22 protein-coding genes and 1 pseudogene are annotated in these 24,398 nt (G+C 57.3%); 17 read left to right on the top strand and 6 right to left on the bottom strand.

Annotation, left to right across the window (positions count from 1 at the left end):
* Positions 1-115: 115 nt before the first annotated feature.
* The 7 genes from IBT46_RS23470 to hpxK all read left to right on the top strand — a co-directional run bounded on the left by IBT46_RS23470 (position 116) and on the right by hpxK (position 6,722).
* Positions 116-955 carry a MurR/RpiR family transcriptional regulator gene (locus IBT46_RS23470; RefSeq protein ID WP_200547611.1) on the top strand — a complete coding sequence of 280 codons (840 nt, stop codon included), beginning with the start codon at positions 116-118 and terminating at the stop codon, positions 953-955.
* 296 nt (positions 956-1,251) lie between these two features.
* A complete protein-coding gene (locus IBT46_RS23465) occupies positions 1,252-2,034 on the top strand; it encodes a transporter substrate-binding domain-containing protein (protein WP_200547610.1) in 783 nt (260 codons plus the stop codon).
* A 13-nt stretch (positions 2,035-2,047) separates the two neighbouring features.
* Entirely contained in the window at positions 2,048-2,713 is a 666-nt protein-coding gene (locus IBT46_RS23460) for an amino acid ABC transporter permease (RefSeq protein WP_105590683.1), read from the top strand.
* Positions 2,713-3,369: an amino acid ABC transporter permease gene (locus IBT46_RS23455; RefSeq protein ID WP_123335480.1), complete on the top strand. Its 657-nt coding sequence runs from the start codon at positions 2,713-2,715 to the stop codon at positions 3,367-3,369. Before IBT46_RS23460 ends, IBT46_RS23455 begins: the two co-directional genes overlap by 1 nt.
* Positions 3,350-4,084 carry an amino acid ABC transporter ATP-binding protein gene (locus IBT46_RS23450; protein ID WP_105590685.1) on the top strand — a complete coding sequence of 245 codons (735 nt, stop codon included), beginning with the start codon at positions 3,350-3,352 and terminating at the stop codon, positions 4,082-4,084. Before IBT46_RS23455 ends, IBT46_RS23450 begins: the two co-directional genes overlap by 20 nt.
* A gap of 143 nt (positions 4,085-4,227) precedes the next feature.
* A complete protein-coding gene (locus tag IBT46_RS23445) occupies positions 4,228-5,463 on the top strand; it encodes an alanine--glyoxylate aminotransferase family protein (protein WP_200547633.1) in 1,236 nt (411 codons plus the stop codon).
* On the top strand, positions 5,463-6,722 hold the full coding sequence (hpxK, locus tag IBT46_RS23440) for an allantoate amidohydrolase (protein ID WP_200547609.1): 1,260 nt from the start codon (positions 5,463-5,465) through the stop codon (positions 6,720-6,722). The genes IBT46_RS23445 and hpxK overlap by 1 nt, the downstream gene beginning before the upstream one ends.
* 521 nt (positions 6,723-7,243) lie before the next feature.
* Here the strand turns inward: hpxK and IBT46_RS23435 are convergent.
* Together IBT46_RS23435 and IBT46_RS23430 are read right to left on the bottom strand one after the other, a co-directional pair.
* Complete coding sequence (locus IBT46_RS23435) at positions 7,244-8,011, bottom strand: amidohydrolase (RefSeq protein WP_200547608.1); 768 nt, start codon at positions 8,009-8,011, stop codon at positions 7,244-7,246.
* A complete protein-coding gene (locus tag IBT46_RS23430) occupies positions 7,999-9,159 on the bottom strand; it encodes a pyridoxal phosphate-dependent aminotransferase (protein ID WP_200547607.1) in 1,161 nt (386 codons plus the stop codon). Before IBT46_RS23430 ends, IBT46_RS23435 begins: the two co-directional genes overlap by 13 nt.
* Positions 9,160-9,306: 147 nt before the next feature.
* Between IBT46_RS23430 and IBT46_RS23425 the strand changes: the two genes are divergently transcribed.
* Genes IBT46_RS23425 through IBT46_RS23415 form a run of 3 tightly spaced genes read left to right on the top strand, consistent with a single transcriptional unit; the run spans position 9,307 to position 11,146 of the window.
* Complete coding sequence (locus tag IBT46_RS23425) at positions 9,307-9,921, top strand: methylthioribulose 1-phosphate dehydratase (RefSeq protein ID WP_200547606.1); 615 nt, start codon at positions 9,307-9,309, stop codon at positions 9,919-9,921.
* Entirely contained in the window at positions 9,918-10,607 is a 690-nt protein-coding gene (gene mtnC / locus IBT46_RS23420; RefSeq protein ID WP_200547605.1) for an acireductone synthase, read from the top strand. The genes IBT46_RS23425 and mtnC overlap by 4 nt, the downstream gene beginning before the upstream one ends.
* Positions 10,604-11,146 (top strand): acireductone dioxygenase, encoded by a 543-nt coding sequence (locus tag IBT46_RS23415; RefSeq protein WP_105590698.1) that lies wholly within the window; start codon positions 10,604-10,606, stop codon positions 11,144-11,146. Before mtnC ends, IBT46_RS23415 begins: the two co-directional genes overlap by 4 nt.
* Positions 11,147-11,337: 191 nt before the next feature.
* Here the strand turns inward: IBT46_RS23415 and mtnA are convergent, their stop codons facing one another.
* Entirely contained in the window at positions 11,338-12,363 is a 1,026-nt protein-coding gene (mtnA, locus tag IBT46_RS23410; protein WP_200547604.1) for an S-methyl-5-thioribose-1-phosphate isomerase, read from the bottom strand.
* A 110-nt stretch (positions 12,364-12,473) separates the two neighbouring features.
* Between mtnA and mtnK the strand changes: the two genes are divergently transcribed.
* Positions 12,474-13,673: an S-methyl-5-thioribose kinase gene (gene mtnK, locus IBT46_RS23405; protein WP_200547603.1), complete on the top strand. Its 1,200-nt coding sequence runs from the start codon at positions 12,474-12,476 to the stop codon at positions 13,671-13,673.
* Positions 13,674-14,073: 400 nt separating this feature from the next.
* Here the strand turns inward: mtnK and fadE are convergent.
* A pseudogene (gene fadE / locus IBT46_RS23400) lies at positions 14,074-16,482 on the bottom strand (acyl-CoA dehydrogenase FadE); the annotation flags it as partial.
* A gap of 218 nt (positions 16,483-16,700) precedes the next feature.
* On the opposite strand from fadE, the gene lpcA reads away from it, so the two are divergent.
* Positions 16,701-17,279, top strand: a complete 579-nt coding sequence (gene lpcA / locus IBT46_RS23395; RefSeq protein ID WP_105590702.1) for a D-sedoheptulose 7-phosphate isomerase — start codon at positions 16,701-16,703, stop codon at positions 17,277-17,279.
* An 81-nt stretch (positions 17,280-17,360) separates the two neighbouring features.
* Entirely contained in the window at positions 17,361-18,128 is a 768-nt protein-coding gene (locus IBT46_RS23390; protein ID WP_105590703.1) for a class II glutamine amidotransferase, read from the top strand.
* On the opposite strand, the gene dpaA is transcribed toward IBT46_RS23390, so the two are convergent.
* Positions 18,099-18,833 carry a peptidoglycan meso-diaminopimelic acid protein amidase gene (dpaA, locus tag IBT46_RS23385; protein ID WP_200547601.1) on the bottom strand — a complete coding sequence of 245 codons (735 nt, stop codon included), beginning with the start codon at positions 18,831-18,833 and terminating at the stop codon, positions 18,099-18,101. The genes IBT46_RS23390 and dpaA overlap by 30 nt on opposite strands.
* A 225-nt stretch (positions 18,834-19,058) precedes the next feature.
* On the opposite strand from dpaA, the gene dinB reads away from it, so the two are divergent.
* Positions 19,059-20,114 (top strand): DNA polymerase IV, encoded by a 1,056-nt coding sequence (dinB, locus tag IBT46_RS23380; protein ID WP_200547600.1) that lies wholly within the window; start codon positions 19,059-19,061, stop codon positions 20,112-20,114.
* A 215-nt stretch (positions 20,115-20,329) separates the two neighbouring features.
* Here the strand turns inward: dinB and pepD are convergent, their stop codons facing one another.
* Positions 20,330-21,787: a beta-Ala-His dipeptidase gene (gene pepD / locus IBT46_RS23375; protein WP_200547599.1), complete on the bottom strand. Its 1,458-nt coding sequence runs from the start codon at positions 21,785-21,787 to the stop codon at positions 20,330-20,332.
* A gap of 258 nt (positions 21,788-22,045) precedes the next feature.
* Here pepD and gpt point away from each other — a divergent pair, with 258 nt between their 5' ends.
* From gpt to crl, 3 genes are all read left to right on the top strand, one after another.
* On the top strand, positions 22,046-22,504 hold the full coding sequence (gpt, locus tag IBT46_RS23370; protein WP_105590707.1) for a xanthine phosphoribosyltransferase: 459 nt from the start codon (positions 22,046-22,048) through the stop codon (positions 22,502-22,504).
* Between the two features lie 118 nt (positions 22,505-22,622).
* The gene (gene frsA / locus IBT46_RS23365; protein ID WP_200547598.1) at positions 22,623-23,873 is read left to right on the top strand and encodes an esterase FrsA; all 1,251 of its coding nucleotides are present in this window, start codon (positions 22,623-22,625) and stop codon (positions 23,871-23,873) included.
* 56 nt (positions 23,874-23,929) lie between these two features.
* Entirely contained in the window at positions 23,930-24,331 is a 402-nt protein-coding gene (gene crl, locus IBT46_RS23360) for a sigma factor-binding protein Crl (RefSeq protein ID WP_105590709.1), read from the top strand.
* Positions 24,332-24,398: the final 67 nt, after the last annotated feature.

The raw sequence follows: 24,398 nt of genomic DNA, 5'->3' as shown, positions 1-24,398 counted from the left end.
GGAAAACAGGGCGTCGGCAGGGCGTAAGCGAAGGCATTTTTCTGTCCGGCTACAGACAGGCACGTTATTTGTATATGATCGGTGGAATGAAACAAAAGTTACAGGATGCATAGACATGAAGCAGCTTGATGAACGCCTGCGCGGTCACTATGCGCAACTCTCGCCGCAGGAGCAGCGCATTGCGGATTTCGTCTTCGATCATTATGACGACCTGATTGGTTACAACAGCGCGGAACTGGCGCGGCTGAGCGGGGTGTCGAAGGCCACGGTAAGCCGCTTATTTAAGCGCCTGGGCTATGACACCTATAAAGATATGCGCAACGAGCTGCGCACCCTGCGCCAGAGCGGCATGCCGTTAACGGACGTGCGCGATGCGGTTCAGGGCAATACCCTGTTAGCACGCCACTACAAGCAGGAAATGGCTAACCTGACGCAGTGGGTTAACACCCTCGACAGCGCGCATTTCGGCCAGGTCGTGCAGGCGCTGTGTGAGAGCCAGCGAATTTTTATTATTGGCTTACGTAACTCTTATCCGGTCGCACTGCATTTCCGCCAGCAGCTGCTGCAGGTTCGGAGCCGGGTGCAGCTGCTGCCGCAGCCGGGGCAAACTTTTTCCGAAGAGCTGATCGACATCACCCCGGAAGATATGGTGATTGTGATGGCGTTTCGCCGCCGCCCGCGCATTATCCGGCCGCTGTTACAGCAGCTGCAGCAGCGGCATATCCCCACGCTGGTGATGTGCGAACCTCAGGCGCAGACGTCCATCGCGCTGGCGCGCTGGCAGCTGTGTGCGCCGCTGGATAGCGTATCCGCCTTTGACAGCTACTCGGCGGCCAACAGCCTGGTCAATCTGCTGTCGAATGCCGTCTTACATGAGTTACTCAGCAACGGGCGTCAGCGTATCCATCAGATTGCCGATCTTTACGGCGAGCTGGACGAGTTGGAACAGCGTTGATGGGGCACTAATTTGGTGCTTTGCATCGTTATGGGGCTCGAGGCGGTGCCCCTTTTTATTGCGCTTTTCTCACGCTTCGATCTGCCTTTTCTGAATTTTTTCATCGAAATAACCCGGTTTTGTTTATGGGGTTTCTTTATTTGATTCTGATTTTTATCAGTTTTTATCAAGTGCGCGGTGGCAATGCTTCGAATTCAGCAAGAAATAACAACGCTAAAACCCCCAATGGCACATTAGTTGCAAATAAATTCTTTAAGAATCTTTCGTTTCATGATGTATTAACCGGGGAAGTGAGAATGAAAAAAGGCTTATTCGCATTACTGGCTGGCGCTTTACTGCTGACGTCTACCGCTTCGGCGCTGGCGGACCAACTACAAGATATTGAAAAACGTGGCGTTATCCGTATTGCCGTACCGCAGGATTTCCCGCCATTTGGTTCAGTAGGTACTGACTTACAGCCGCAGGGCTATGACATCGATATGGCGAAGTATTTGGCTAAGCAAATGAAACTTAAGTTGCAGCTGGTGCCGGTCACCAGCGCAAACCGTGTGCCTTATCTGCAGACGGATAAAGTGGACCTGGTGATTTCCAGCCTGGGTAAAAATCCGGAGCGTGAAAAAGTGATCGACTTCAGCCGCGCCTATGCACCGTTCTTCCTCGGCGTGTTTGGTCCGAAAGACGGTACTCTGAAAGACGCGGCGGCGCTGAGCGGCAAATCCATCGGCGTCACCCGCGGTGCCGTTGAGGATATGGTACTGACCAGCGTGGCACCAAAAGAGGCGGAAGTGAAACGCTACGAAGATAACAACACCACGCTGTCGGCCTATCTGTCTGGTCAGGTGCAGTATGTGGCAACCGGAAACCTGGTCGTGGCCGCCATCGCCCGCCAGAACGCTGACAAAGCGCCGGTGGCGAAGTTTATGCTGAAAGATTCGCCGTGCTTTATCGGCATGAAAAAGAATGAACCGGCGCTGAAGGCCAAAGTGGATGAGCTGATCGGCCAGGCGCTGAAGGACGACACGCTGAACAAATTATCGCAAGAATGGCTGAAAGCGCCATTACCCGCAGACCTGGGTTAATCGGGGCTGAATGATGATCGGGCAACTGAATTTTCCCGCGCTGTGGCCCTACTGGCCGGAACTGATTTCCGGCCTGTGGGTGACTATCCAGCTAACGGTGATGGCTACCGTTGGGGGCGTGGGGCTGGGTATTCTGGGGGCAGCGCTGCGAAGCGGTAAACCCTCACTACTCAGCCGCTGCTGGGGCGCTTACGTCGAACTGATCCGCAATACGCCGTTTGTGGTTCAGCTATTTTTTATCGTTTTCGGCCTGCCCAATCTGGGCCTGAAACTCACCGCCGGTGAGGCGGCGCTGCTGGCGATGCTGATTAACCTCGGTGCCTACAGCACGGAAATCATCCGCGCCGGTATCCAGGTGACGCCGAAAGGGCAGTGGGAGGCCGGGCGGGTGCTGGGCTTAACCCGCACTCAGACGTTTATCCGCGTGGTGCTGCCGCCGTCAATGAAGCGCATTTATCCGGCACTGGTGAGCCAGTGCATTATCGTGATGCTGGGCTCCTCGGTGGTGTCGCAGGTCTCTTATGAAGAGCTGACCTTTGCCGCCAATCTGATCCAGTCGCGGACGTTTTTGAGTTTTGAAGTGTATCTGGTGACCACGCTGATGTATCTGGCGCTGTCGATTGCCATGCGTCAGCTGCTGCTGGCCGCCGGGCGTAAATGGTTCGGGGAGCAGCCGTAATGACGACCTTTACCGACTGGGACATTCTGCGCAATCTGCTGCTCGCGGCGCGCTGGACTATCCTGCTGTCGCTGACGGCATTCTTTGGCGGCACGCTGGTGGCGATGCCGCTGGTGATGGTTCGCCTGACCCGTCGCCGGTGGCCGTGCCGCTTTATCCGCGCCTGGACCGAACTGTTCCAGGGAACGCCGCTGCTGATGCAGCTGTTTCTGGCCTTCTTCGGCGTGGCGCTGTTCGGCATTGACGTTTCGCCGTGGACCGCCGCCTCGCTGGCGCTGACGTTTTACACCAGCGCCTTCCTGATTGATATCTGGTACGGCAGCATCCAGGCGCTGCCGAAAGGGCAGTGGGAAGCCTGCCGCTGCCTCGGTCTGAGTTTCGGCCAGACGCTGTATCGCGTGGTTCTGCCACAGGCGCTGCGTATCGGCATCGCGCCGACCGTGGGCTTTGCCGTACAGGTGGTGAAAGGCACGGCGCTGGCGTCGATCATCGGCTTTATCGAGCTGACCAAAGCCGGAACCATTCTGAACAATGTGACGTATCAACCGTTTAAAGTTTTCGGGCTGGTGGCGCTGGGCTACTTCCTGATGTGTTATCCGCTGTCCCGCTACAGCCAGTATCTGGAGAAGAAATTCAATGCCGCTCATCACCATTAATCAGGTGCAGAAATACTATGGCGACAACCACGTACTGAAAGGCGTGGATCTCGACATCGAAATGGGCCAGGTGATCTCTATCATCGGCCGCAGCGGTTCAGGGAAAAGTACCCTGCTGCGCTGCATGAACGGGCTGGAAGGCTATCAGGAAGGCAGCATTAAACTGGGCGGGATGACCATCACCGATCGTGAATCTCAGGCGCGGGAAATCAGCCATTCTGTCGGCATGGTGTTCCAGAACTTTAATCTGTTCCCGCATATGACCGCGCTGGAAAACGTCATGCTGGCACCGCGCCGCGTGCTGAAAAAAAGCGACGCCGAGTGCCGGGCGCTGGCGGCGGAAATGCTCAATAAAGTCGGGCTGGGGGATCGCATGGATTACTATCCTGCCAACCTGTCCGGCGGCCAGCAGCAGCGCGTGGCGATTGCTCGTGCGCTGGCGATGTCACCGAAAGTCTTGCTGTGCGACGAGATTACCTCGGCGCTCGATCCCGAGCTGGTTGGCGAAGTACTGAAAGTGCTGGAGCAGCTGGCGAAAGAGGGCATGACGTTGATCCTCGTGACGCATGAAATGAATTTTGCCCGCGAAGTGGGCGACCGCGTAGTGTTTATGCATCAGGGCCGCGTTTGGGAGCAGGGCGACAGTAAAACCCTGTTTGCCAATCCACAGACCAATGAGCTTAAACAGTTTATCTCCTCGGTGCGTGGGCTTTAGGCTACTTTGTTTGCCATTTTGCACCCGGGCAGTGCTCAGAATCCTCACGTACTACGTGTACGCTCCGCTTCTTGCGCGCTGTCCGTGTGCAAACTGCCTGCACCAGTAACGCCTGAAGCGTTATTTACTTATAGGAATCGATGATGGATTTATCTAAATTTACCCAGATCAACCCGCCGCAGCGTTTACTGATGGGGCCGGGGCCGATTAACGCTGACCCGCGCGTGCTTCGCGCCATGTCCAGCCAGCTGATCGGGCAGTACGATCCGGCCATGACCCAGTATATGAACGAAGTGATGGCGCTTTATCGCGGTGTGTTCCGCACCAAAAATCAGTGGACCATGCTGATTGATGGCACTTCGCGCGCGGGGATCGAGGCCATCCTGCTGTCTGCTATTCGTCCGGGTGACAAAGTTCTGGTGCCGGTCTTTGGCCGTTTCGGCCATCTGCTGTGCGAAATTGCCCGCCGCTGCCGCGCGGAAGTTCACACCATTGAAGTACCGTGGGGCGAAGTGTTCACCCCGGATCAGATTGAAGACGCGATCAAAAAAGTGAAGCCGCGCCTGCTGCTGACCGTGCAGGGCGACACCTCGACGACCATGCTGCAACCGCTGGAAGAACTGGGTGCCATCTGCCGTAAATACGGCGTGCTGTTCTACACCGACGCGACCGCTTCCTTCGCCGGTAACGCGCTGGAAACCGATGCCTGGGGACTGGATGCGGTCTCTGCCGGCATGCAGAAATGCCTGGGCGGCCCGTCAGGAACGTCGCCGATCACCCTCAGCCCGCTGATGGAAGAGGCGATCCGCAAGCGCAAATGCGTGGAAGCGGGCATCCGTACCGATGCGCACCAGGACGGCGACGATGAGATGATCTACTCCAACTATTTCGATCTTGGCATGATCATGGATTACTGGGGGCCTGAGCGTCTGAACCACCATACCGAGGCTACCTCCGCGCTGTTCGGTGCCCGCGAATGCGCGCGCCTGATTCTGGAAGAGGGGCTGGATAACGGCATCGCCCGCCACAAGCTGCACGGCGACGCGCTGCTGAAAGGCATTCAGGGAATGGGGCTGGAAACCTTCGGTGACCTTAACCACAAAATGAACAACGTGCTCGGCGTGGTGATCCCGCAGGGCGTCAACGGCGATCTGGTGCGTAAGCTGGTGCTGGAAGACTTCGGCATTGAGATCGGCACCTCGTTTGGCCCGCTGATTGGCAAAGTGTGGCGCATCGGCACCATGGGCTATAACGCGCGTAAAGACTGCGTGATGCAGACCCTGAGCGCGCTGGAAGCCGTGCTGAACCACCTTGGATTCCGCACAACCCAGGGCGCTGCGATGCAGGCTGCCTGGGATCACTATAACGGGAGCCGTTAATGAGTGAGTGCCTGATGACGGCCGCCGCCGCCGCTGAGGCAGCGGCGCGCGTGATGGCCCGCTGCGATGCGCTGGCAGAAATCAGCGAAACGCCGGGCGAACTGACCCGCGTTTATCTGTCGCCGGAGCTGCTGCGGGCTAACGCGATGGTTGGCAAGTGGATGACGGCGGCAGGGATGAAAGTGTGGCAGGACAGCGTCGGCAATATCTGCGGGCGCTATGAGGGCCAGCAGGTCGGCGCGAAAGCGCTGCTGCTGGGTTCTCACCTGGACACAGTGCGCAATGCCGGGCGCTATGACGGCATGCTCGGTGTGCTGACCGCGATTGAAACCGTGCAGTACCTGCACGATCGCGGCGAGCGTCTGCCGCTGGCCATTGAGATTATCGGTTTCTGCGATGAAGAAGGCACCCGTTTCGGTATCACCCTGCTGGGCAGCCGCGGCCTGACCGGCAGCTGGCCGGAAAGTTGGGTCGATCACCCGGATGCCAACGGCATTACCGTGGCGCAGGCGATGAAAAACTGCGGGCTGAATGCCGACCGCATCTGGCAGTCGGCGCGCGATGTCGAAGACTTCGTGGCCTATCTGGAGCTGCATATCGAGCAGGGGCCGTGCCTGGAGCAGGAACAGCTGGCGCTGGGCGTGGTGACGGCGATTAACGGTGCGCACCGCCTGAACTGTCGCTTTGTTGGCGAGGCCGGTCATGCCGGAACCGTACCAATGAGCCACCGTAAAGATGCGCTGGCTGCTGCCGCCGAGTGGATGGTGTATATCGAACGCCGCACGCCGCAGGTTGGTCCGCAGCTGGTGGCCACGGTCGGCACGCTGCAGTGCCAGCCGGGCGCGGTAAATGTGATTCCTGGTGATGTGGCGCTGTCGCTCGACGTGCGCGGCCCGGAAGACGGCCCGCTCTCCGCACTGTTGGCCGATTTGCTGGCCGAAGGCGAGGCGATTGCCCAGCGTCGCGGCATCAGCTTCAGCGCCGAGGAGTTTTACTGCATTGCTGCCACCGCCTGTGATACCGAACTGCAGGCCGCGCTGACCCGCGCCGTTGTTCAGGTGCAGGGGCGCAGCGTATCGCTGCCGAGCGGTGCCGGGCATGATGCTATCGCCGTGGCCGAGCGCTGGCCGTCGGCGATGCTGTTCGTGCGCTGCGATCGCGGTATCAGTCATAATCCGGCAGAGTCGGTGACCACGGAAGATGTGGCGCAGGCAGTTCAGGCGTATGTGCAGGTGGTGAATGAGGTAGCGGGGGGATAAGGCTGTTTTTGTCGGGCATCGGGTGCGTGGTTTTGTTTTGCTGTGAACTCGGTGCCCCGGCTGACCGTTACGGGCAGATCGCCGGGTCGCCGTAAATACGTCCCTGTAGGCTTGGCTGCCGCATCTTTGCGGCAGATACCCGGCTAACCTGTCCCGTAGCGGTCATCCTTCCATGCAATGGTGTTGCTGCGCGAAACGTCGATTTTGGCTAACAGTAACACCTTGATTAACCTGCAAGCGGTGTTGGGCGGAATGGCGTGGTGGGCAGTCGGTTGCTAAGGCTGACCGTTACGCTCGGCCTTTCAGATAATGGTGTTGCTGCGCGAAACGTCGGTTTTGACTGACAGCAACACTTTGATTAGCAGGCAATCGGTGTGGGGCGGGTTCGCAGACCGTCGGGCGCAAGGACGCGCCCGTCGAGGCTACATGGGGGTATTCACGCCGAGTCGGCGAACCCGCCCCACACCGATAAGCCAGATGCGAAACAAGCAGCGCCACTTAACAAGCAGCGCCTTATTAACTCACAAACTAAACGAATCCGCATCCCGCCATGCCGGAAACTTCTCGCGATACTCGCGCAGGCTCTCCAGCGACAGCTCCGCTTCAAGAATCGCAGGCTGATGCGGCTCTCCGGCGGCAAGCACTTCACCCAGTGGGCTGAAAATCCGGCTGTCGCCGCTGTAACCGTGACCGTTGCCGTCGGTGCCAACGCGGTTGCATCCGGCAATATAGGCCTGATTCTCAATCGCTCGCGCCTGCAAAAGCGTCTGCCAGTGTAAGGCGCGCGGTGCTGGCCAGTTCGCCACGTACAGCGCCAGATCGTAATCATTCTGGTTGCGGGCAAACACCGGGAAGCGCAGGTCGTAACACACCTGCGGCAGAATGCGCCAGCCGCGCCACTCGAACACTTCGCGGCGATCGCCCGCCAGATAGTGCTCGTGCTCACCGGCCATGCGGAACAGATGGCGCTTATCGTAGAAATGCACCGCGCCGCCCGGCTCAACCAGGAAGAAGCGGTTAACCGCGCCTTTTGCCGTCTGGATCGCCGCGCTGCCTGCCACCATCGCGTGGGTTGCAGCGGCTTTCGCCTGTAGCCAGCTAATCACTTCGCTTTCAGCCAGCGAGCTTTTCGCCGCTTCCATAGCAAAACCGGTGGTGAACATTTCCGGCAGCACAATCAGGTCGCGATCTTTCAGGCCGTCCAGCAGCGAATCAAAGAAACGCAGGTTGGCTTCGCCATCCATCCAGACCAGCGGTTGCTGGAGTACGCTAATTTTTAAAGTTGACACAGTCGCTCCGCAGCAGCATCCAGCGTGGCTTCCTGTTTGGCGAAGCACAGGCGGATCAGTTTATGAGGGAAGGCATCGGCGCAGAACACCGACAGCGGAATCGCCGCCACGCCTACTTCTTTTGTTAACCACTGGCAGAATGCCACATCGTCGAGATCTGAGATAGCACTGTAATCCGCCAGCAGGAAGTAGGTGCCTTCGCAGGGCAGCAGCTTAAAGCGGCTGGCGGAGAGCGCTTCAACAAAGCGATCGCGGCGGGCACGATAAAACTCCGGCAGCTCGCGGTAGTGCTCCGGATGCTGCTGCAGCATGTCGGCCAGCGCCAGCTGCGCCGGGGTGTTGACCGAGAAGGTCAGATACTGGTGAACCTTACGCACTTCCGCGCTCAGCGCGGCGGGGGCTACGCAGTAACCCACTTTCCAGCCGGTCATATGGAAGGTTTTGCCAAAGGAAGAAACGGCAATCGCCCGCTCGCGAAGCTGCGGATGCGCCAGCACGCTGGCGTGTCCGGCTTCATCAAAGCAGATGTGCTCGTACACTTCATCACTCAGGACATAAATTTCCTGCGCGGCAATGGCCTCCCACAGCTGGGCGAAATCACTTTTTTGCCACACGGTCGCGGAAGGGTTGTGCGGCGTATTGAGAATCACCAGACGGGTGCGCGGCGACAGCAGAGGGGTGAATTCCGCCCAGTCAACGCGGAAGCCGGGCGGCTGTAGCGCAATGCGCTTCATGATGCCGCCCGCCAGCGTCACCGCCGGGGCGTAGCTGTCGTAGCTCGGGTCGAAGCAGATTACCTCATCGCCCGGGCGCACCAGCGCGGTGATCGCCGCGTACAGCGCTTCGGTAGCACCGGCGGTGACGGTAATTTCGCTATTTACATCCGGCTGATAGCCGTACAGCTCAGCAGTTTTCTGCGCAATAGCTTCACGCAGCGGAGCCACGCCGATCATTGGTGCGTACTGGTTAGCGCCCTGGCTGACGTGATAAGCCAGGCGTTCCTGCAAATAGGCCGGGCCGTCAAAATCGGGGAACCCCTGGGAAAGATTGATCGCGTTGTGCTGCTGGGCGAGCGCGCTCATCTGTGTGAAGATGGTAGTACCCAGTGCGGGCAGCTTGCTCTCTGGCGTGAATGACGTCTGGCTCATGGTTACAACCCTTGCTGAATGCGGTTTTATGATGTTGTGTCCTGTGTTGCTGCCAATATATCACGGTGATACTATTTGGCAATCGAGACGCTTAGACGGCTAAATGTAAGCCCTGAATAAAATAGTCCCAGAGGAATAAAAAAAGAGATGACCCAGACCTCACAATTGGATCAGCTGGTTAGCGCCTGTCACTGGATTGGCGAACGCGGCTGGGCTCCTGCCACCGGCGGCAATATGTCCGTTCGTCAGGACGCGGAGTTTTGTCTGCTGAGTGAATCCGGTAAAGACAAGGGCAGCCTGACCCGTGATGACTTTATTCAGGTAGAAATTGCCAGTAATCGCGTGCCTTCGGGGCGTAAACCTTCCGCAGAAACCGGTCTGCATACGCTGATTTATCGTCTGTTCCCCGAAGCCGGAGCCGTTCTGCATACCCACACCGTTAACTCAACGGTGCTGTCACGCGTGGAGAAAGGCGCTGCGCTGGAGCTGCAGGGTTACGAAATGCAGAAAACGCTGGCGGGCCAGCACAGCCATCTGGACTGTGTGCCGATTGCACTGTTCGATAACGATCAGGATATTGATGGCCTTGCGAAGCGCATCGAGCAGTTTGCCGCGCAGAATCCGCTGCGCTACGGTTTTCTGCTGCGCGGCCACGGTCTGACCTGCTGGGGCAAAGACGTTAACGAGGCGCGCCGCCATCTTGAAGGGCTGGAATTCCTTTTCCAGTGCGAACTGCAACGCCGCGTTCTGGAGAGCAAATGATCCGCGCTATTGTTACCGATATTGAAGGCACCACCAGCGATATTCGCTTTGTTCATAACGTTCTTTTCCCCTATGCCCGTGAAAACCTGCCTGCCTTTATTAAAGGCAACGAGCAGCAGCCTGCGGTGGCTCAGGCGCTGGCCGATCTGCGCGCTGAAGTGAACCGACCGGATGCCACGGCACAGGAGCTGATTGAAGTGCTGTACGGCTTTATGGATGAAGATCGCAAGTCCACCGCGCTGAAAGCGCTACAGGGCATGATCTGGCGCGACGGCTATCTGAACGGCAGCTTTACCGGCCATCTGTATGCCGATGTGCTGCCTGCACTGCAACAGTGGCGGCAGCAGGGCATCGCGCTGTATGTATATTCATCTGGCTCAGTAGCAGCGCAGAAATTGTTATTTGGCTACAGCGATGCGGGTGATATCACTGATCTGTTCAGCGGTTACTTCGATACTCACGTCGGTGCCAAGCGCGAAGTGAATTCCTATCGCAACATCGCGGAGCAGATTGCGCTACCCGCGGCGGAACTGCTGTTTTTATCCGATATCCACCAGGAGCTGGACGCCGCACGGGAAGCGGGCTGGAATACCCTTCAGTTAATACGTGGCGAGGCCGATACCGAAAGCAGCCATCGCCAGGTTTCAGGTTTTGATCAGATTAACCAGGAGCTGTTGAATTCATGAGTGCACTGACTATTTTTACCGATACCGATGCGGCCACCCAGGTCTGGCACAGTACCGATGCGGCGGAAATCGCCGAGAAGCTGAAATCCAAAGACGTGCGCTTTGAGCGCTGGGAAGCCGATCGCGATCTGGGGGAAAACCCGGATTCTGAAACGGTTATCAAAGCTTACCAGCATGCTATCGATCGCCTGGTCGCCGAGAAAGGCTATCAGAGCTGGGATGTGATCAGCATGCGTGCGGATAACCCGCAGAAAGACGTATTGCGCACCAAGTTCCTCTCGGAGCACACCCACGCGGAAGATGAAGTTCGCTTCTTTGTTGAGGGCGCAGGTTTGTTCTGCCTGCATCTGGATGGTCACATTTATCAGATCCTGTGCGAGAAAAACGATCTGATCTCAGTGCCGGAAGGCACCGCGCACTGGTTTGATATGGGTTCCGCGCCGCACTTCACCGCAATCCGTATTTTCGACAATCAGGAAGGCTGGATCGCCAATTTCACCGGCGACACCATCGCCGATGCCTATCCGCGCCTGCCGTAATTTGCATAACGGGGGCGCTGCTTCAGCCCCCGAACTCTTTACCCCGCCCCCCGAACTTCACACTTCGTTCACTTCGGAATACCCGTGTCGACGAGAAGCGAGCGTCAGCCATAGCCTTGCAGCGATCCTTGCGCAAGGGGTAATGGCATTCTCGGAGCAGCGGACCCTTTCCGATCCGCTGATTCTATTCGTTAAACGCGCGGCTGGAAGACACCCGCAGTCACCTGCTCCGGTGTGACCACGCCGGTATCCAGAACCCATCCGCTAATTAATGACGCTGGCGTAACGTCAAACGCCGGGTTGTAAACCTGCGCGCCTTCCGGTGCCCAGGTGACGTCACCGAAGCTGCCCGCCACGCCGGTCACTTCGCTGGCCGCGCGCTGCTCGATCGGAATGGCGCTGCCGTCCGGGCAGTGGCGATCCAGCGTGGTATGCGGTGCGGCAACGTAGAACGGCACATTATGATACTGCGCCAGTACCGCCAGGCTGTAGGTGCCGATCTTATTGGCAACGTCGCCGTTGGCGGCAATGCGGTCCGCTCCGACCCAGATCGCATCAACTTTGCCCTGGGCCATCAAGGTGGCTGCCATTGAATCGCAAATAAGATGGTAGGGGACGCCGAGTTCACCCAGTTCCCATGCCGTTAAGCGTCCCCCCTGCAATAAAGGACGGGTTTCATCGACCCACACACTGGCGACTTTTCCCTGCTGCCAGCCGCGGGCGATGACCCCCAGTGCGGTGCCGACGCCGGCGGTCGCCAGTCCACCGGTATTACAGTGGGTCAGCAGGCGGCTGCCTGGAACGATCAGCGTGCTGCCCGCTTCGGCGATGTTGTTACACAGGGTTTTATCCTCCGCAACCAGACGCAGCGCCTCCTCGGTCAGCGCGGTGGCATAATTTTCCTGCGCCAGCACTAACTTCATACGATCGAGATTATTCATCAGGTTAACCGCCGTCGGGCGTGAAGCGCGCAGGGTTTCCAGTGCCTCCGCAAGTTCAGCGCGCGGCATTCCCTGTTCCGCCAGCAGCGCCAGCAGCAGGCTGGCAGACAGTCCAATCAGCGGCGCACCGCGTACCCGCAACGTTTTGATGTGTTCAACCAGGCTGGCCACATCGGGCGTCGGACACCAGATTTTTTTCTGCGGGAGGGCTTGCTGATCGAGTATCCACAGTTGATTGTCGCGGATCTGTAGGCTGGTGGTGCTGAGTGTCTGCATAAGTGAAATCCTGGTTGCTTTAATGCGACACATTGTGCCAACATGTCTGATGGATGTATAGACGTCTGAACGGCTTATTAAAACGAATTTGTCTTATGGGGGTTAGGTTAATGTCGCAATACCGTACGTTCACCGCAGCGGATGCCGTGGAATATGCTCGCCAGTTTGGCGGCGTGGATAATCCTGACAGCCTGGTTGATTCGCTGGAAGTGGGCGATGGTAATCTTAACCTGGTGTTTAAGATTTTCGATACCCAGGGCGTGAGCCGGATTATCGTCAAGCAGGCGCTGCCTTACGTCCGCTGCGTGGGTGAATCCTGGCCACTGACGCTGGACCGGGCAAGGCTGGAAGCGGAAACCCTGATTGAGCACGGTAAGTTTTGCCCGGAACACACGGTTAAGATCCTGCATTACGATGCCGATCTGGCGGTGATGGTGATGGAGGATCTCTCCGATCACGCTATCTGGCGCGGCGAGCTGGTAAAAGGGAAAAACTATCCTCTGGCCGCGACGCAGCTGGGCGGTTACCTGGCGCAGACGCTGTTCCATACCTCTGATTTCTTCCAGCATCCGTATCAGAAGAAAAAGGACGTGATCCGTTTTACCAATCCGGAACTGTGCGACATCACCGAGGAGCTGTTCTTCAACGAGCCTTATGAGCAGCACGATCGCAACGCCTATCCGCGTGAGCTGGAGCGCCTGGCCGAAGCCCTGCGCGACGATGAAGAGCTGAAAGTGGCGGTTGCCGGGCTGAAGCATCGTTTCTTCAGTAATGCCGAAGCGCTGCTGCACGGGGATATTCACAGCGGCTCGATTTTCGTTGCCGAAGGCCGCCTGAAGGTGATCGACGCCGAGTTTGGTTTCTATGGCCCGATGGGTTTTGATATCGGCACGGCGATCGGTAACCTGCTGATTAGCTACTGCGCCGCGCCGGGGCTGCTGGTGCCAAGAGAAGCGGCCGATGCACGCGAACAGCGCCTGAACGACGTGCGCGATACCTGGAATAGCTTTGCCGAAGGCTTCCTGGCGCTGGCCGCCGAGAAGAGTACCGATCGCGCGCTGGCGACGCCGGGATATGCGCGTGAGTTCCTCGGTAAGGTGTGGAGCGACACTATCGGCTACTCCGGCACCGAGCTGATCCGCCGTACCGTCGGCATGTCACAGGTCGCTGATATTAAAAACATCGACGATCGTGCGATGCAGGTGGAGTGCGTGCGCCAGGCGATCACCCTCGGCCGCAGCCTGATCCTGCTGGCTAACCATGTGCCGGATATTGATGCGCTGATTATGCGTATCCGTCAGAATGGCTGAATGCTGAATGCTGAATGCTGAATGCTGAATGCTGAATGCTGAATGCTGATGGCATGGGCAGGTTGCCCGTCGCTGTAGCATGTGGAGCAGCTTAGTCAGCGAAATAAAAACGCCAACCCTTGCCGGTTGGCGTTTTTTTATTGCGTGTTTCTGATGCGATTTAGCTGCCTGAGCTGTCTGACAAAGGTAACCGCCAGGCAGTATCGTCAGGCCGTCAAACGCAGGCAGCCTGAAGCTACGCCGCTTCGGTTTTACCCGCCCCCTGCGGCTTTACCGCAGCGGGTTTCTCCAGCGTGACCGTGGCTGCATCATCCTGCTTGCCCGATTTACCCTGTACTGTCGCCGCAGATTCCCCAGACTTAGCGGATTTATCCAGCGCGACCTTACCAGAACCTTCGGCTTTCACCGGACGGGTCGCCAGCGCATCGGCCTCGAATTCGTCAACGTTAATGGAACGCAGGCGACTGGCCTCGGCGCGGATCAGCACGTCAGCTTCGGCTTTGGTCAGCCATCCTGCGTGCTGACCTTCGGCGGCCAGCACGTCCAGGCGGGTGAACGGCAGGTGCTTTTTCTGCTCTTTCGAGACGCGTTCGTGAATCACTTCTGCCGCCATCACGTCGGTTAATGCCTGCTCCAGCTGGCCCGCCGGATTGTGTTCGCTCGATGCCAGATACTGACCGCGTCCCAGACGGCTGCGGGTTGCAGACGGCAGCTGCAGAATACGCGCCAGCTGGTGGTCCAGGCGATCGGACGGTGCGCGGCAGTGGCGGCCGGTTGGGAAGATCACTACGCGCAGCAGGCCCGCTACCATTCTGTTCGGGAAGTTACGCAGTAGATCGTCAATCGCCGTTTCAGCCTGATTCAGTGCATCCTGAACGCCCCAGTGCACCAGCGGCAGATCGGCTTCGTTACGGCCCTCATCGTCGTAGCGCTTCAGCGCCGCCGAGGCGAGGTAAAGCTGGCTGAGAATATCGCCCAGGCGTGCCGAGATACGTTCGCGGCGCTTCAGGCTGCCGCCGAGTACCGACATTGAAACATCCGACAGCAGGGCGAGGTTAGCGCTGATGCGGTTCAGATGCTGATAGTAGCGGCGAGTGGCATCGCGGGTTGGCGAGGCGCTGGTCAGGCCGCCGGTCAGGCCCAGCCACAGGCTGCGCATTTTATTACTGCCTACGTGGCCGATATGTTTAAACAGCGCCCGGTCAAAGGCAGCCACGTCGTTATTCTGCGCGGCTTCCATCTCTTCCAGTACGTAAGGGTGGCAGCGAATCGCCCCCTGGCCGAAGATAATCATGCTGCGGGTCAGAATGTTCGCGCCTTCAACGGTAATTGCAATCGGTGCACCCTGATAGGCGCGGGCGAGGAAGTTACTGTTGCCGAGCATAATGCCTTTGCCCCCGGCGATATCCATCGCATCCATAATCGCCCGCTGGCCGCGGTGGGTGCAGTGGTATTTCACAATCGCCGACAGCACCGCCGGTTTTTCTCCCTGCATAATGCCGTAGGTAATCAGCGACGCGGCGGCATCCATCACATAGGCGTTACCGGCAATGCGTGCCAGCGGCTCTTCAATCCCTTCCATCTTGCCGATCGGCAGGCGGAACTGGCGGCGGATATGGGCGTAGGCACCAATCGCCAGTGCAATGCTCTTCAGGCTGCCGGTGGAGTTTGACGGCAGGGTAATACCGCGACCGACGGAGAGGCATTCAACCAACATCCGCCAGCCCTGACCGGCCATTACCGGACCACCGATAATAAAATCAATCGGCACAAAGATGTCTTTACCGCGCGTCGGGCCATTCTGGAACGGCACGTTAAGCGGGAAGTGGCGGGTGCCGATTTCCACGCCCGGGGTTTGGGTCGGGATCAGCGCACAGGTGATGCCCAGTTCTTCGGTGTTGCCCAGCAGACGATCCGGGTCAGACAGTTTGAACGCCAGGCCCAGCACGGTGGCAACCGGGGCCAGGGTAATGTAGCGTTTGTTCCAGGTCAGGCGCATGCCCAGCACCTGCTCGCCCTGCCAGTCGCCCATGCAGACCACGCCGGTATCAGGGATTGCCCCGGCATCGGAGCCCGCTTCCGGGCTGGTCAGCGCAAAGCAGGGGATCTCATCGCCGCGCGCCAGGCGAGGAAGATAGTGATTTTTCTGCTCTTCAGTACCGTAGTGCTGCAGCAGTTCACCGGGGCCGAGGGAGTTAGGCACGCCGACGGTGATCGCCAGAATACCGGACACACCGGCCAGCTTTTGCAGCACCTGGGCCTGCGCGTAGGCGGAAAACTCCAGCCCGCCATACTCTTTCTTAATGATCATCGCAAAGAAGCGATGCTGTTTCAGATATGCCCACAGTTCCGGCGGCAGGTCGGCCATTTCATGGGTAATTTCGAAGTCATTCGCCATGCGGCAGGCTTCTTCAACCGGGCCGCTAAGAAATGCCTGCTCTTCTTCGGTCAGGCGCGGCTGCGGATAGTTGTGCAGTTTTTTCCAGTCCGGCGCGCCGCGGAACAGATCGCCTTCCCACCAGGTTGTCCCGGCGTCGATGGCTTCTTTTTCGGTACGCGACATTGGCGGCATCACCTTGCGGAAAGTATTCAGCACCGGCTTGCCAAACATCGCCTGGCGCATCGGCAGCAGGTTAAGCGGCAGCAGGATGATAGCGAGCGGGACCAGCAGCCAGAAGGTCCACAGGCCGACAAGGCTGAGAACGGCGGTCCACGCCAGCAAGGCGATACTGCCAGCCAGAAGGTTAACGCGGTGATAAAACAGGGCACCAATCAGCACGATTGTCGCCACAATACTGAGAACCATCATAACGTGCGCTCCGTAAGTAGTAAGAGGTCCGACCTGTTGGTTATATGTTTAGATTAGCGCTGGCTCAGATGCAATCTGTTTACATAATAATTACAACCTGGCTCACAAACCGCCGCACATCCGGGTAAACCTCGCAAGCGAAAAGGAGATTGCTTCACGGCCTTCTGGCAAGTTGATAAACTTAAGCCGTCACTTATTCCTAAAAAGGATCTCTCCCTATGTACCAGGACATCATTCGCGCCGAGCTAAACGAAGCCGCCGACACGCTGAATAAGTTTTTAAGCGATGACGCTAACATCCATGCCATTCAGCGGGCGGCCGTGCTGCTGGCCGATTCCTTTAAGGCGGGTGGCAAAGTGCTTTCCTGCGGTAACGGCGGCTCGCACTGCGATGCGATGCATTTCGCTGAAGAGCTGACCGGCCGCTATCGTGAAAACCGTCCGGGCTATCCGGCGATTGCGATCTCTGACGTCAGCCACATCTCCTGCGTGGGCAATGACTTTGGCTTTGACGCCATCTTCTCCCGCTATGTTGAAGCGGTAGGCCAGGCGGGTGATGTTCTGCTGGGGATCTCCACTTCCGGCAATTCCGCCAACGTGATTAAAGCGATTGAAGCTGCCCGTGCCAAAGGGATGAAGGTGATCACCCTGACCGGTAAAGACGGTGGGAAAATGGACGGATCGGCAGATGTCGAAATCCGCGTGCCGCACTTTGGTTTTGCCGATCGCATTCAGGAGATTCACATTAAAGTGATTCATATCCTGATCCTGCTGATCGAAAAAGAGATGGCGAAGTAATCCCTGCCGTTGCCCGCTGGCGCTGCTGCGCGGTGGGCACTCCACGGTTATCCGTTTCAAGGTTGTTGACGAGGAATCACTATGTGCGAACTGCTCGGGATGAGCGCGAACGTCCCGACGGACATCTGTTTTAGCTTTACCGGGCTGGTGCAGCGCGGTGGCGGAACGGGTCCGCATAAAGATGGTTGGGGTATTACCTTCTACGAGGGTAAAGGCTGCCGCACATTTAAAGATCCGCAACCGAGCTTCCAGTCGCCGATTGCGCGTCTGGTGCAGGATTACCCGATCAAGTCGTGTTCGGTGGTGGCGCATATACGCCAGGCCAACCGCGGCGAAGTGTCGCTGGAAAACACGCATCCTTTCACCCGCGAACTGTGGGGCCGCAACTGGACCTATGCCCATAACGGTCAGCTGAAAGGCTATAAGAATCTGGATACCGGGCCTTATCGACCGATCGGCGAAACCGACAGCGAGCTGGCCTTCTGCTGGCTGCTGCATAAGCTGACCACGCGTTATCCGCGTACGCCGGGCAACTGGCCTGCGGTGTTCCGCTATATCGCCGAGCTGGCGGGGGAGCTAAGGGAGAAGGGCGTATTCAATATGTTGCTGTCGGACGGTCGCTATCTGATGGCGTTCTGTTCCACCAATCTGTTCTGGATCACCCGTCGTGCGCCGTTTGGCAAAGCGAAGCTGCTGGATCAGGATGTGGAAATTGATTTTCAGAAGCAGACCACGCCGAATGACGTGGTCACGGTGATAGCAACGCAGCCGCTGACGGCTAACGAAACCTGGAACAAGATTGCCCCAGGCGAGTGGGCGCTATTTTGTCTTGGTGAGCGCCAGAGCTGAATCTGGTGCCGCTGTGCCGTTCATCATCGGGCGGCTCAGCACATACTTACCGCCGCTGACGCTCACTGACGGCGGCTGTTTGGTCTGCACAAACTGCGTATAGCCCGGCTGCAGCTCTTTCCAGAAGCTGAAATAGGTCGAGTAACGGTGGCGCTGCATATTGCTTTCGGTCATGCGGAAGGGATAAATGCTGACATCAACGCGCTGCTGGCCGTTACGCAGGGCGGCTTCCACATAGTGATAAATTTCGTCCATATAGGCATCGGTCATGGCATAGCAGCCAACAGACACGCAGTTGCCGTGGATCATCAGATATTTCCCTTCATAACCCTGCTGGCGGTCATATTCATTCGGGAAGCCGACGTTAATCGCGCGATAAAAGCGGCTGTCCGGCTTAAGCTGGGAAAGCCCGACGCTGTAAAAACCTTCCGGGCTTTTAAAATCGCCCTGGCGGCGTTTTGGCCCCAGTCCGCCGGAAAAATTACAGATGCGATAGCTGTCGAGCAGGCGATATTCGTTACCGATCTTGCCGTAAAGCTCGAGAGTGCGTTCTTCTTTAAAGATCTGCAGATACACCGGTGTACCCAGCAGTTGTTTCTTTAACTCTTTGCTGACCGGAGCCAATGGCTGTACCGCATCGGGTACGCTGGCAAAGACAACGGCGGGCAGAAAAATCATCGCAAACAGCAGTGCGATTTTGGCCATTCTTGTTCCCTTGAAAAAGAGGGTGGAGTGCAACGCCAAAAGGCGTCTGTTTCTTGCAATATAGGACAATTCCGCTATCGCGGCGATACCATAGCATTGTCTATTTTTTTCTCAAGATTAGAAAGATTAAATACCTTAATACCCGCCATGATTGCGGGTGAACCGACATTTATTGATATCGCCTGATTTAACTGTATACTTATACAGTGCATTGTCGGGGGCATTATGCGTAAGATCATTCACGTTGATATGGACTGCTTTTTTGCCGCAGTAGAAATGCGTGACGATCCCAGCCTGCGCGATATCCCGATTGCGATTGGCGGCAGCCGGGTGGCACGTGGAGTGATCAGCACCGCCAACTATCCGGCGCGTAAGTACGGTGTGCGCAGCGCGATGCCAACGGCCATGGCCTTAAAACTTTGCCCCCATCTTAAAGTGATCCCCGGCCGCTATGACGCTTATAAAGAGGCCAGCGCCCATATCCGTGAAATTTTCTCCCGCTATACTTCGCTGATTGAGCCACTTTCGTTGGATGAAGCCTATCTTGACGTTTCCGACAGTTCCCACTGCCAGGGATCGGCGACGCTGATGGCGCGGGAAATCCGCCAGACTATCCAGCAGGAGCTAAACCTGACCGCTTCTGCCGGCGTGGCACCGATTAAATTCCTCGCCAAAATCGCCTCTGATATCAATAAACCCAACGGCCAGTGCGTAATCACTCCCGAGGAGATGCCCGACTTTCTGCTGGCCCTGCCGCTGGCAAAAATTCCCGGCGTCGGCAAAGTGACCGCCCGCAAGCTGGAAGAGCTGGGGCTGAATACCTGTGCCGATGTGCAAAAAAGCGATCTGGCAATGCTGCTTAAGCGGTTTGGTAAATTTGGCCGCGTGCTGTGGGAGCGAAGCCACGGTTTTGACGACCGCGAGGTGATCACCGAGCGTCAGCGTAAGTCCCTCGGCGTGGAACGCACGCTGTCTGAAGATATTCATGACTGGGAAGCGTGCCTGGAAATTATCGATACGCTATACGAAGAGCTGGAACGGCGGCTGATCAAAATCAAGCCGGACCGCCAGATTGCCCGTCAGGGCGTGAAGCTGAAGTTTAATGACTTCCAGCTGACTACTCAGGAACACGTCTGGCCGGAGCTGAATAAAGCCGATTTGATTGCCGTGGCGCGTAAAAGCTGGGACGAACGGCGGGGAGGGCGCGGGGTCAGGCTGGTCGGGCTGCACGTGACGCTGCTGAATCCGCAGATCGAGCGGCAGCTGCTGCTGGGGCTGTAGTGAGGGAAACGGCTACACGTTGCATAATAAAAATGCTGCCGCAGTGTTATGCGGCAGCGTTCATCAGATAGTGCATTCCATGGTGAACACAGGCAGGGTTCACATACATCCTGCTTTGTGAACACTCGCATGGCTTAGCGCGGGTATTCTGCGCTGCGGTGTCGGCTTGCCGGCAAAGATTATCCAACCCGGGGATTCCCGGGCTGGGAATACGTTTATTTCGCCGGGATAGCCTTCAGCAGCGCGGTCAGCAGCTGCCAGTACAGGCCTACGCTTGCGATATGCACCTGTTCATCCGGTGAGTGTGGGCCGGTAATGGTGGGGCCGATAGAAACCATATCCATTTCCGGGTACGGCTTTTTAAACAGACCGCACTCCAGACCCGCGTGAATCACCTGAATGTTCGGCGTGCGGTTAAACAGCTTCTCATAGGTTTCACGCACCAGCGCCATCACCGGTGAGGTGGCATCCGGCTGCCAGCCCGGGTAGCTGCCCTTCGCCAGGGTTTTTGCCCCCGCCAGCTGGCCGAGCGCGGTGAGCATTTCGACCACGTACTCTTTGCCGCTGTCGATCAGGGAGCGCACCAGGCTATTGATGACCGCTTCGTCGCCTTCAAACTTCACCACGCCGACGTTCAGCGAGGTTTCCACCACGCCTTTCATCACATCAGAGTTGCGGATCACGCCGTTCGGGGTACTGTTCAGCAGGGCAATAAAGGCATCGCGGCTTGCGGCAGTCAGCGGCTGTTCGCTGCTTTCCACGGCTTCGGTCACGATAGCGATATTTTTCTCAACCAGGCTCAGTTCATTTTGCAGCGTGGTCAGGTAGCCAGCCGCCAGCGACTTCAGACGATCGACCTTATCGGCCGCAACCGCAAGGGTAGCAAACGCCTCACGCGGAATGGCATTACGCAGCGTACCGCCGGTAAAATCGATCAGGCGCAGGTCAAGTTCCGCCGCGTGGGCAAACAGGAAGCGGGAAAGCAGCTTGTTGGCGTTGCCCAGACCGACGTGAATATCGCAGCCGGAGTGGCCGCCTTTCAGGCCTTTTAAGGTCAGCTTCAGCGTTTGATAACCCGCTGGCAGCGCTTCGCGAGTCAGCGGCAGGGTGCTGGTAAAGTCGATACCGCCCGCGCAGCCCATATAGATCTCACCTTCTTCTTCCGAGTCGGTGTTGATCAGAATATCAGCCTGCAGCCAGCCGGCCTGAAGACCAAATGCGCCGGCCATGCCGGTTTCTTCTGTCATGGTCAGCAGCACTTCCAGCGGACCGTGCTCAACGCTGCTATCGGCTAAAACAGCCAGCGCGGAGGCCATACCGATGCCGTTGTCGGCACCCAGCGTGGTACCGCGCGCCTTCACCCACTCCCCATCAACCCACGGTTGAATCGGATCTTTGGTGAAATCATGCACGGTATCGTTATTTTTTTGCGGCACCATATCCAGGTGCGCCTGCAGCGCCACCGGCTTACGGTTTTCCAGGCCCGGCGTGGCCGGTTTACGAATCAGGATATTGCCGACCTGGTCACGTTCATGCCAGAACCCCTGCTCTTTGGCCCACGACATAATGTGGCTGGCCAGCGCTTCTTCATGATAAGAAGGGTGAGGAATGGAGCAAATTTTGGCAAAAATATCCCACAGCGGCTGCGGAGATAATTGAGACAATTCAGACACGTTGACTCTCCTGTGTCAGCACCACCGACCGCCATCAAGGCAGGGGCGTGCGTTAAATTCGGTTGGACAATTCCCGTCAGCGGATCTGACGCGATGGGGAAATAGTATCACCGTTTATCAGACGCTGCTTACTTCGCCCCGGCAAAAAAGCGGTTATCGACGCCTCTGGTGCTGGTTTTTAGCGCCTCAGATCTCTATAATTTCGCGCAACCTTTCCCATTGCACATTTTTAAGCCAGTTTCTGGTCGGGATCTTTTTATGAGTGAAAAATACGTCGTCACCTGGGACATGCTGCAGATTCATGCCCGTAAACTGGCACAGCGCCTGCTTCCTGTAGAACAGTGGCAGGGCATTATTGCCGTCAGCCGCGGTGGCCTGGTGCCTGCTGCACTGCTGGCTCGCGAGCTGGGCATTCGCCACGTTGATACCGTCTGCATCTCCAGCTACGACCACGATAATCAGCGTGAAATGAAAGTGCTGAAGCGTGCAGAAGGGGACGGCAAAGGGTTTATCGTAATTGATGACCTGGTGGACACCGGCGGTACAGCGCAGGCGATTCGCGATATGTATCCGCAGGCGCGTTTTGTCACTATCTTTGCTAAACCGGCCGGCCGCCCTCTGGTTGACGATTACATCATCGACATCCCGCAAAACACCTGGATTGAGCAGCCATGGGATATGGGCGTTGCCTATATTCCACCCATTGTTAAAAACTGATTGATGCTGCTCAATGCGCGCCCGGTTTTACCGGGCGCGTCTGTTTTTATCCTTCGCGTGCGAGCTGTGGCTACGATAGACTGGATATCTGTCCAGAATGCCGGAGGAACTCCCAGTCATGTCGCCGAAAAACCTCAGCGAAGAACTGTTCAAACCGCGTTTTAAGCATCCTGAAACCTCGTCGCTGGTGCGGCGTGTGCATCATCACCGCCCGATAAACATTCACTCCGCGCTGGATGGCGAAAGCCATGCTGGCTGGTATCGCATGATTAACCGCCTGCTGTGGACCTGGCGAGGGCTGACGCCGCAGGAAATCAGCGAAGTACTGGCACGCATTGCGGTCAGCCGGGTGGAGCATACCGACGATCGGTTGCTGGATACGGTAATTGGCTATCGCAGCGGCAACTGGATTTATGAATGGTCAAAGCAGGCGGCACAGTGGCAGCAAAAGGCCAGCGAATGTGAAGACGATCTGCTGTCCGGCCAGCACTGGCTGCACGCGGCGAATCTGTACAGCCTGGCGGGCTATCCCTATCTGAAAGAAGACGAACTGGCTGAGCAGGCACAGCTGCTGGCGAACCGAGCCTATCAGGAAGCGACCAGCCGCCTGTCTGGCGAACTGCGCGAGCTGACGTTCAACATTCCCGATGGCAGCCCGGTCACTGGCTTCCTGCATATGCCGCCGGGCGTATCGGCACCCTATCCGACGGTGATGCTGTGTGCCAACCTTGACTCGCTGCAAAGCGATCACTACCGCCTGTTCCATGACTACCTCGCGCCGCGCGGTATCGCCATGCTGACCCTCGACGTTCCGTCGGTGGGCTTTTCCGCCAAATGGAAGCTAACGCATGATTCCAGCTTCCTGCATCAACACGTACTGCGCCAGCTCGAGCAGGTGGCGTGGGTCGATCATACCCGTGTAGCCGCCTTCGGCTTCCGCTTCGGTGCGAACGTTGCCGTCCGTTTAGCTTATCTTGAACCTCAGCGTCTGCGTGCGGTGGCCTGCCTTGGCCCCATCGTCCATAGCCTGCTGAGTGATATCGCCCTACAGGATCGGGTCCCGGAAATGTATATGGATATGCTGGCCAGCCGTCTGGGGATGTCCAGCACCTCCGACAGCGCGCTGCGTATTGAGCTGAGCCGCTTCTCGCTCAAGCTTCAGGGACTGCTGGGGCGCCGCTGCACCGTGCCGATGCTTTCCGGCTATTGGGCTAACGATCCGTTCAGCCCGGAGGAGGAGTCACGCGCTATTGTGAATTCCTCCGTCAGCGGCAAGCTATTACCGATTAAGCCTTCGCCCTCAATGAACAATTTCGACCGCGGCCTGCGCGATATTTGCGACTGGCTGGCCCGGCAGTTAAGCGCATGAGTTGCTAAAATCCATGATTTTGCTACAACTATAGGCCCAACCAAGGAGGTTTAACGATGACGTTACCGAGTGGACATCCTAAGAGCCGTTTAATGAAACGCTTTGGCTCGTTAGGCCCTTACATCCGCGAGAACAAGTGTGAAGGCGATCGCTTTTTCTTCGACTGTCTGGCAGTTTGCGTCAATGTGAAACCCGCACCGGAAGAACGAGAATTCTGGGGCTGGTGGATGGAACTGGAAGCGCAGGCGGACCATTTCACCTATGAGTACTACTTTGGTCTGTTTGACAAGGAAGGCAACTGGAAGCCGACAGCCGTAAAGGGTAAGGATAACAATGCCCGCCTCGAAGAGACGTTACGTAACTTCCATGAGCGACTGAAGGCCGTGCTGGTTGAACTGGAACTGGATTTGCGTCCTGCGGCTGATTTTGCCGAGGAGCCGGTAAAGCTGAGTGCCTGATTCAATCTGAGAATAAGAAAAGGCTGGATAATTCCAGCCTTTGTTTTAAGTAGACACAGCGAGGGGT

The organism is Erwinia sp. S38, assembly GCF_016624545.1.
Classification (GTDB): Bacteria; Pseudomonadota; Gammaproteobacteria; order Enterobacterales; family Enterobacteriaceae; genus Erwinia; species Erwinia coffeiphila.
Note: the sequence above shows the minus strand (reverse complement) of the source record. Positions and strands in the feature narration are given on the sequence as shown.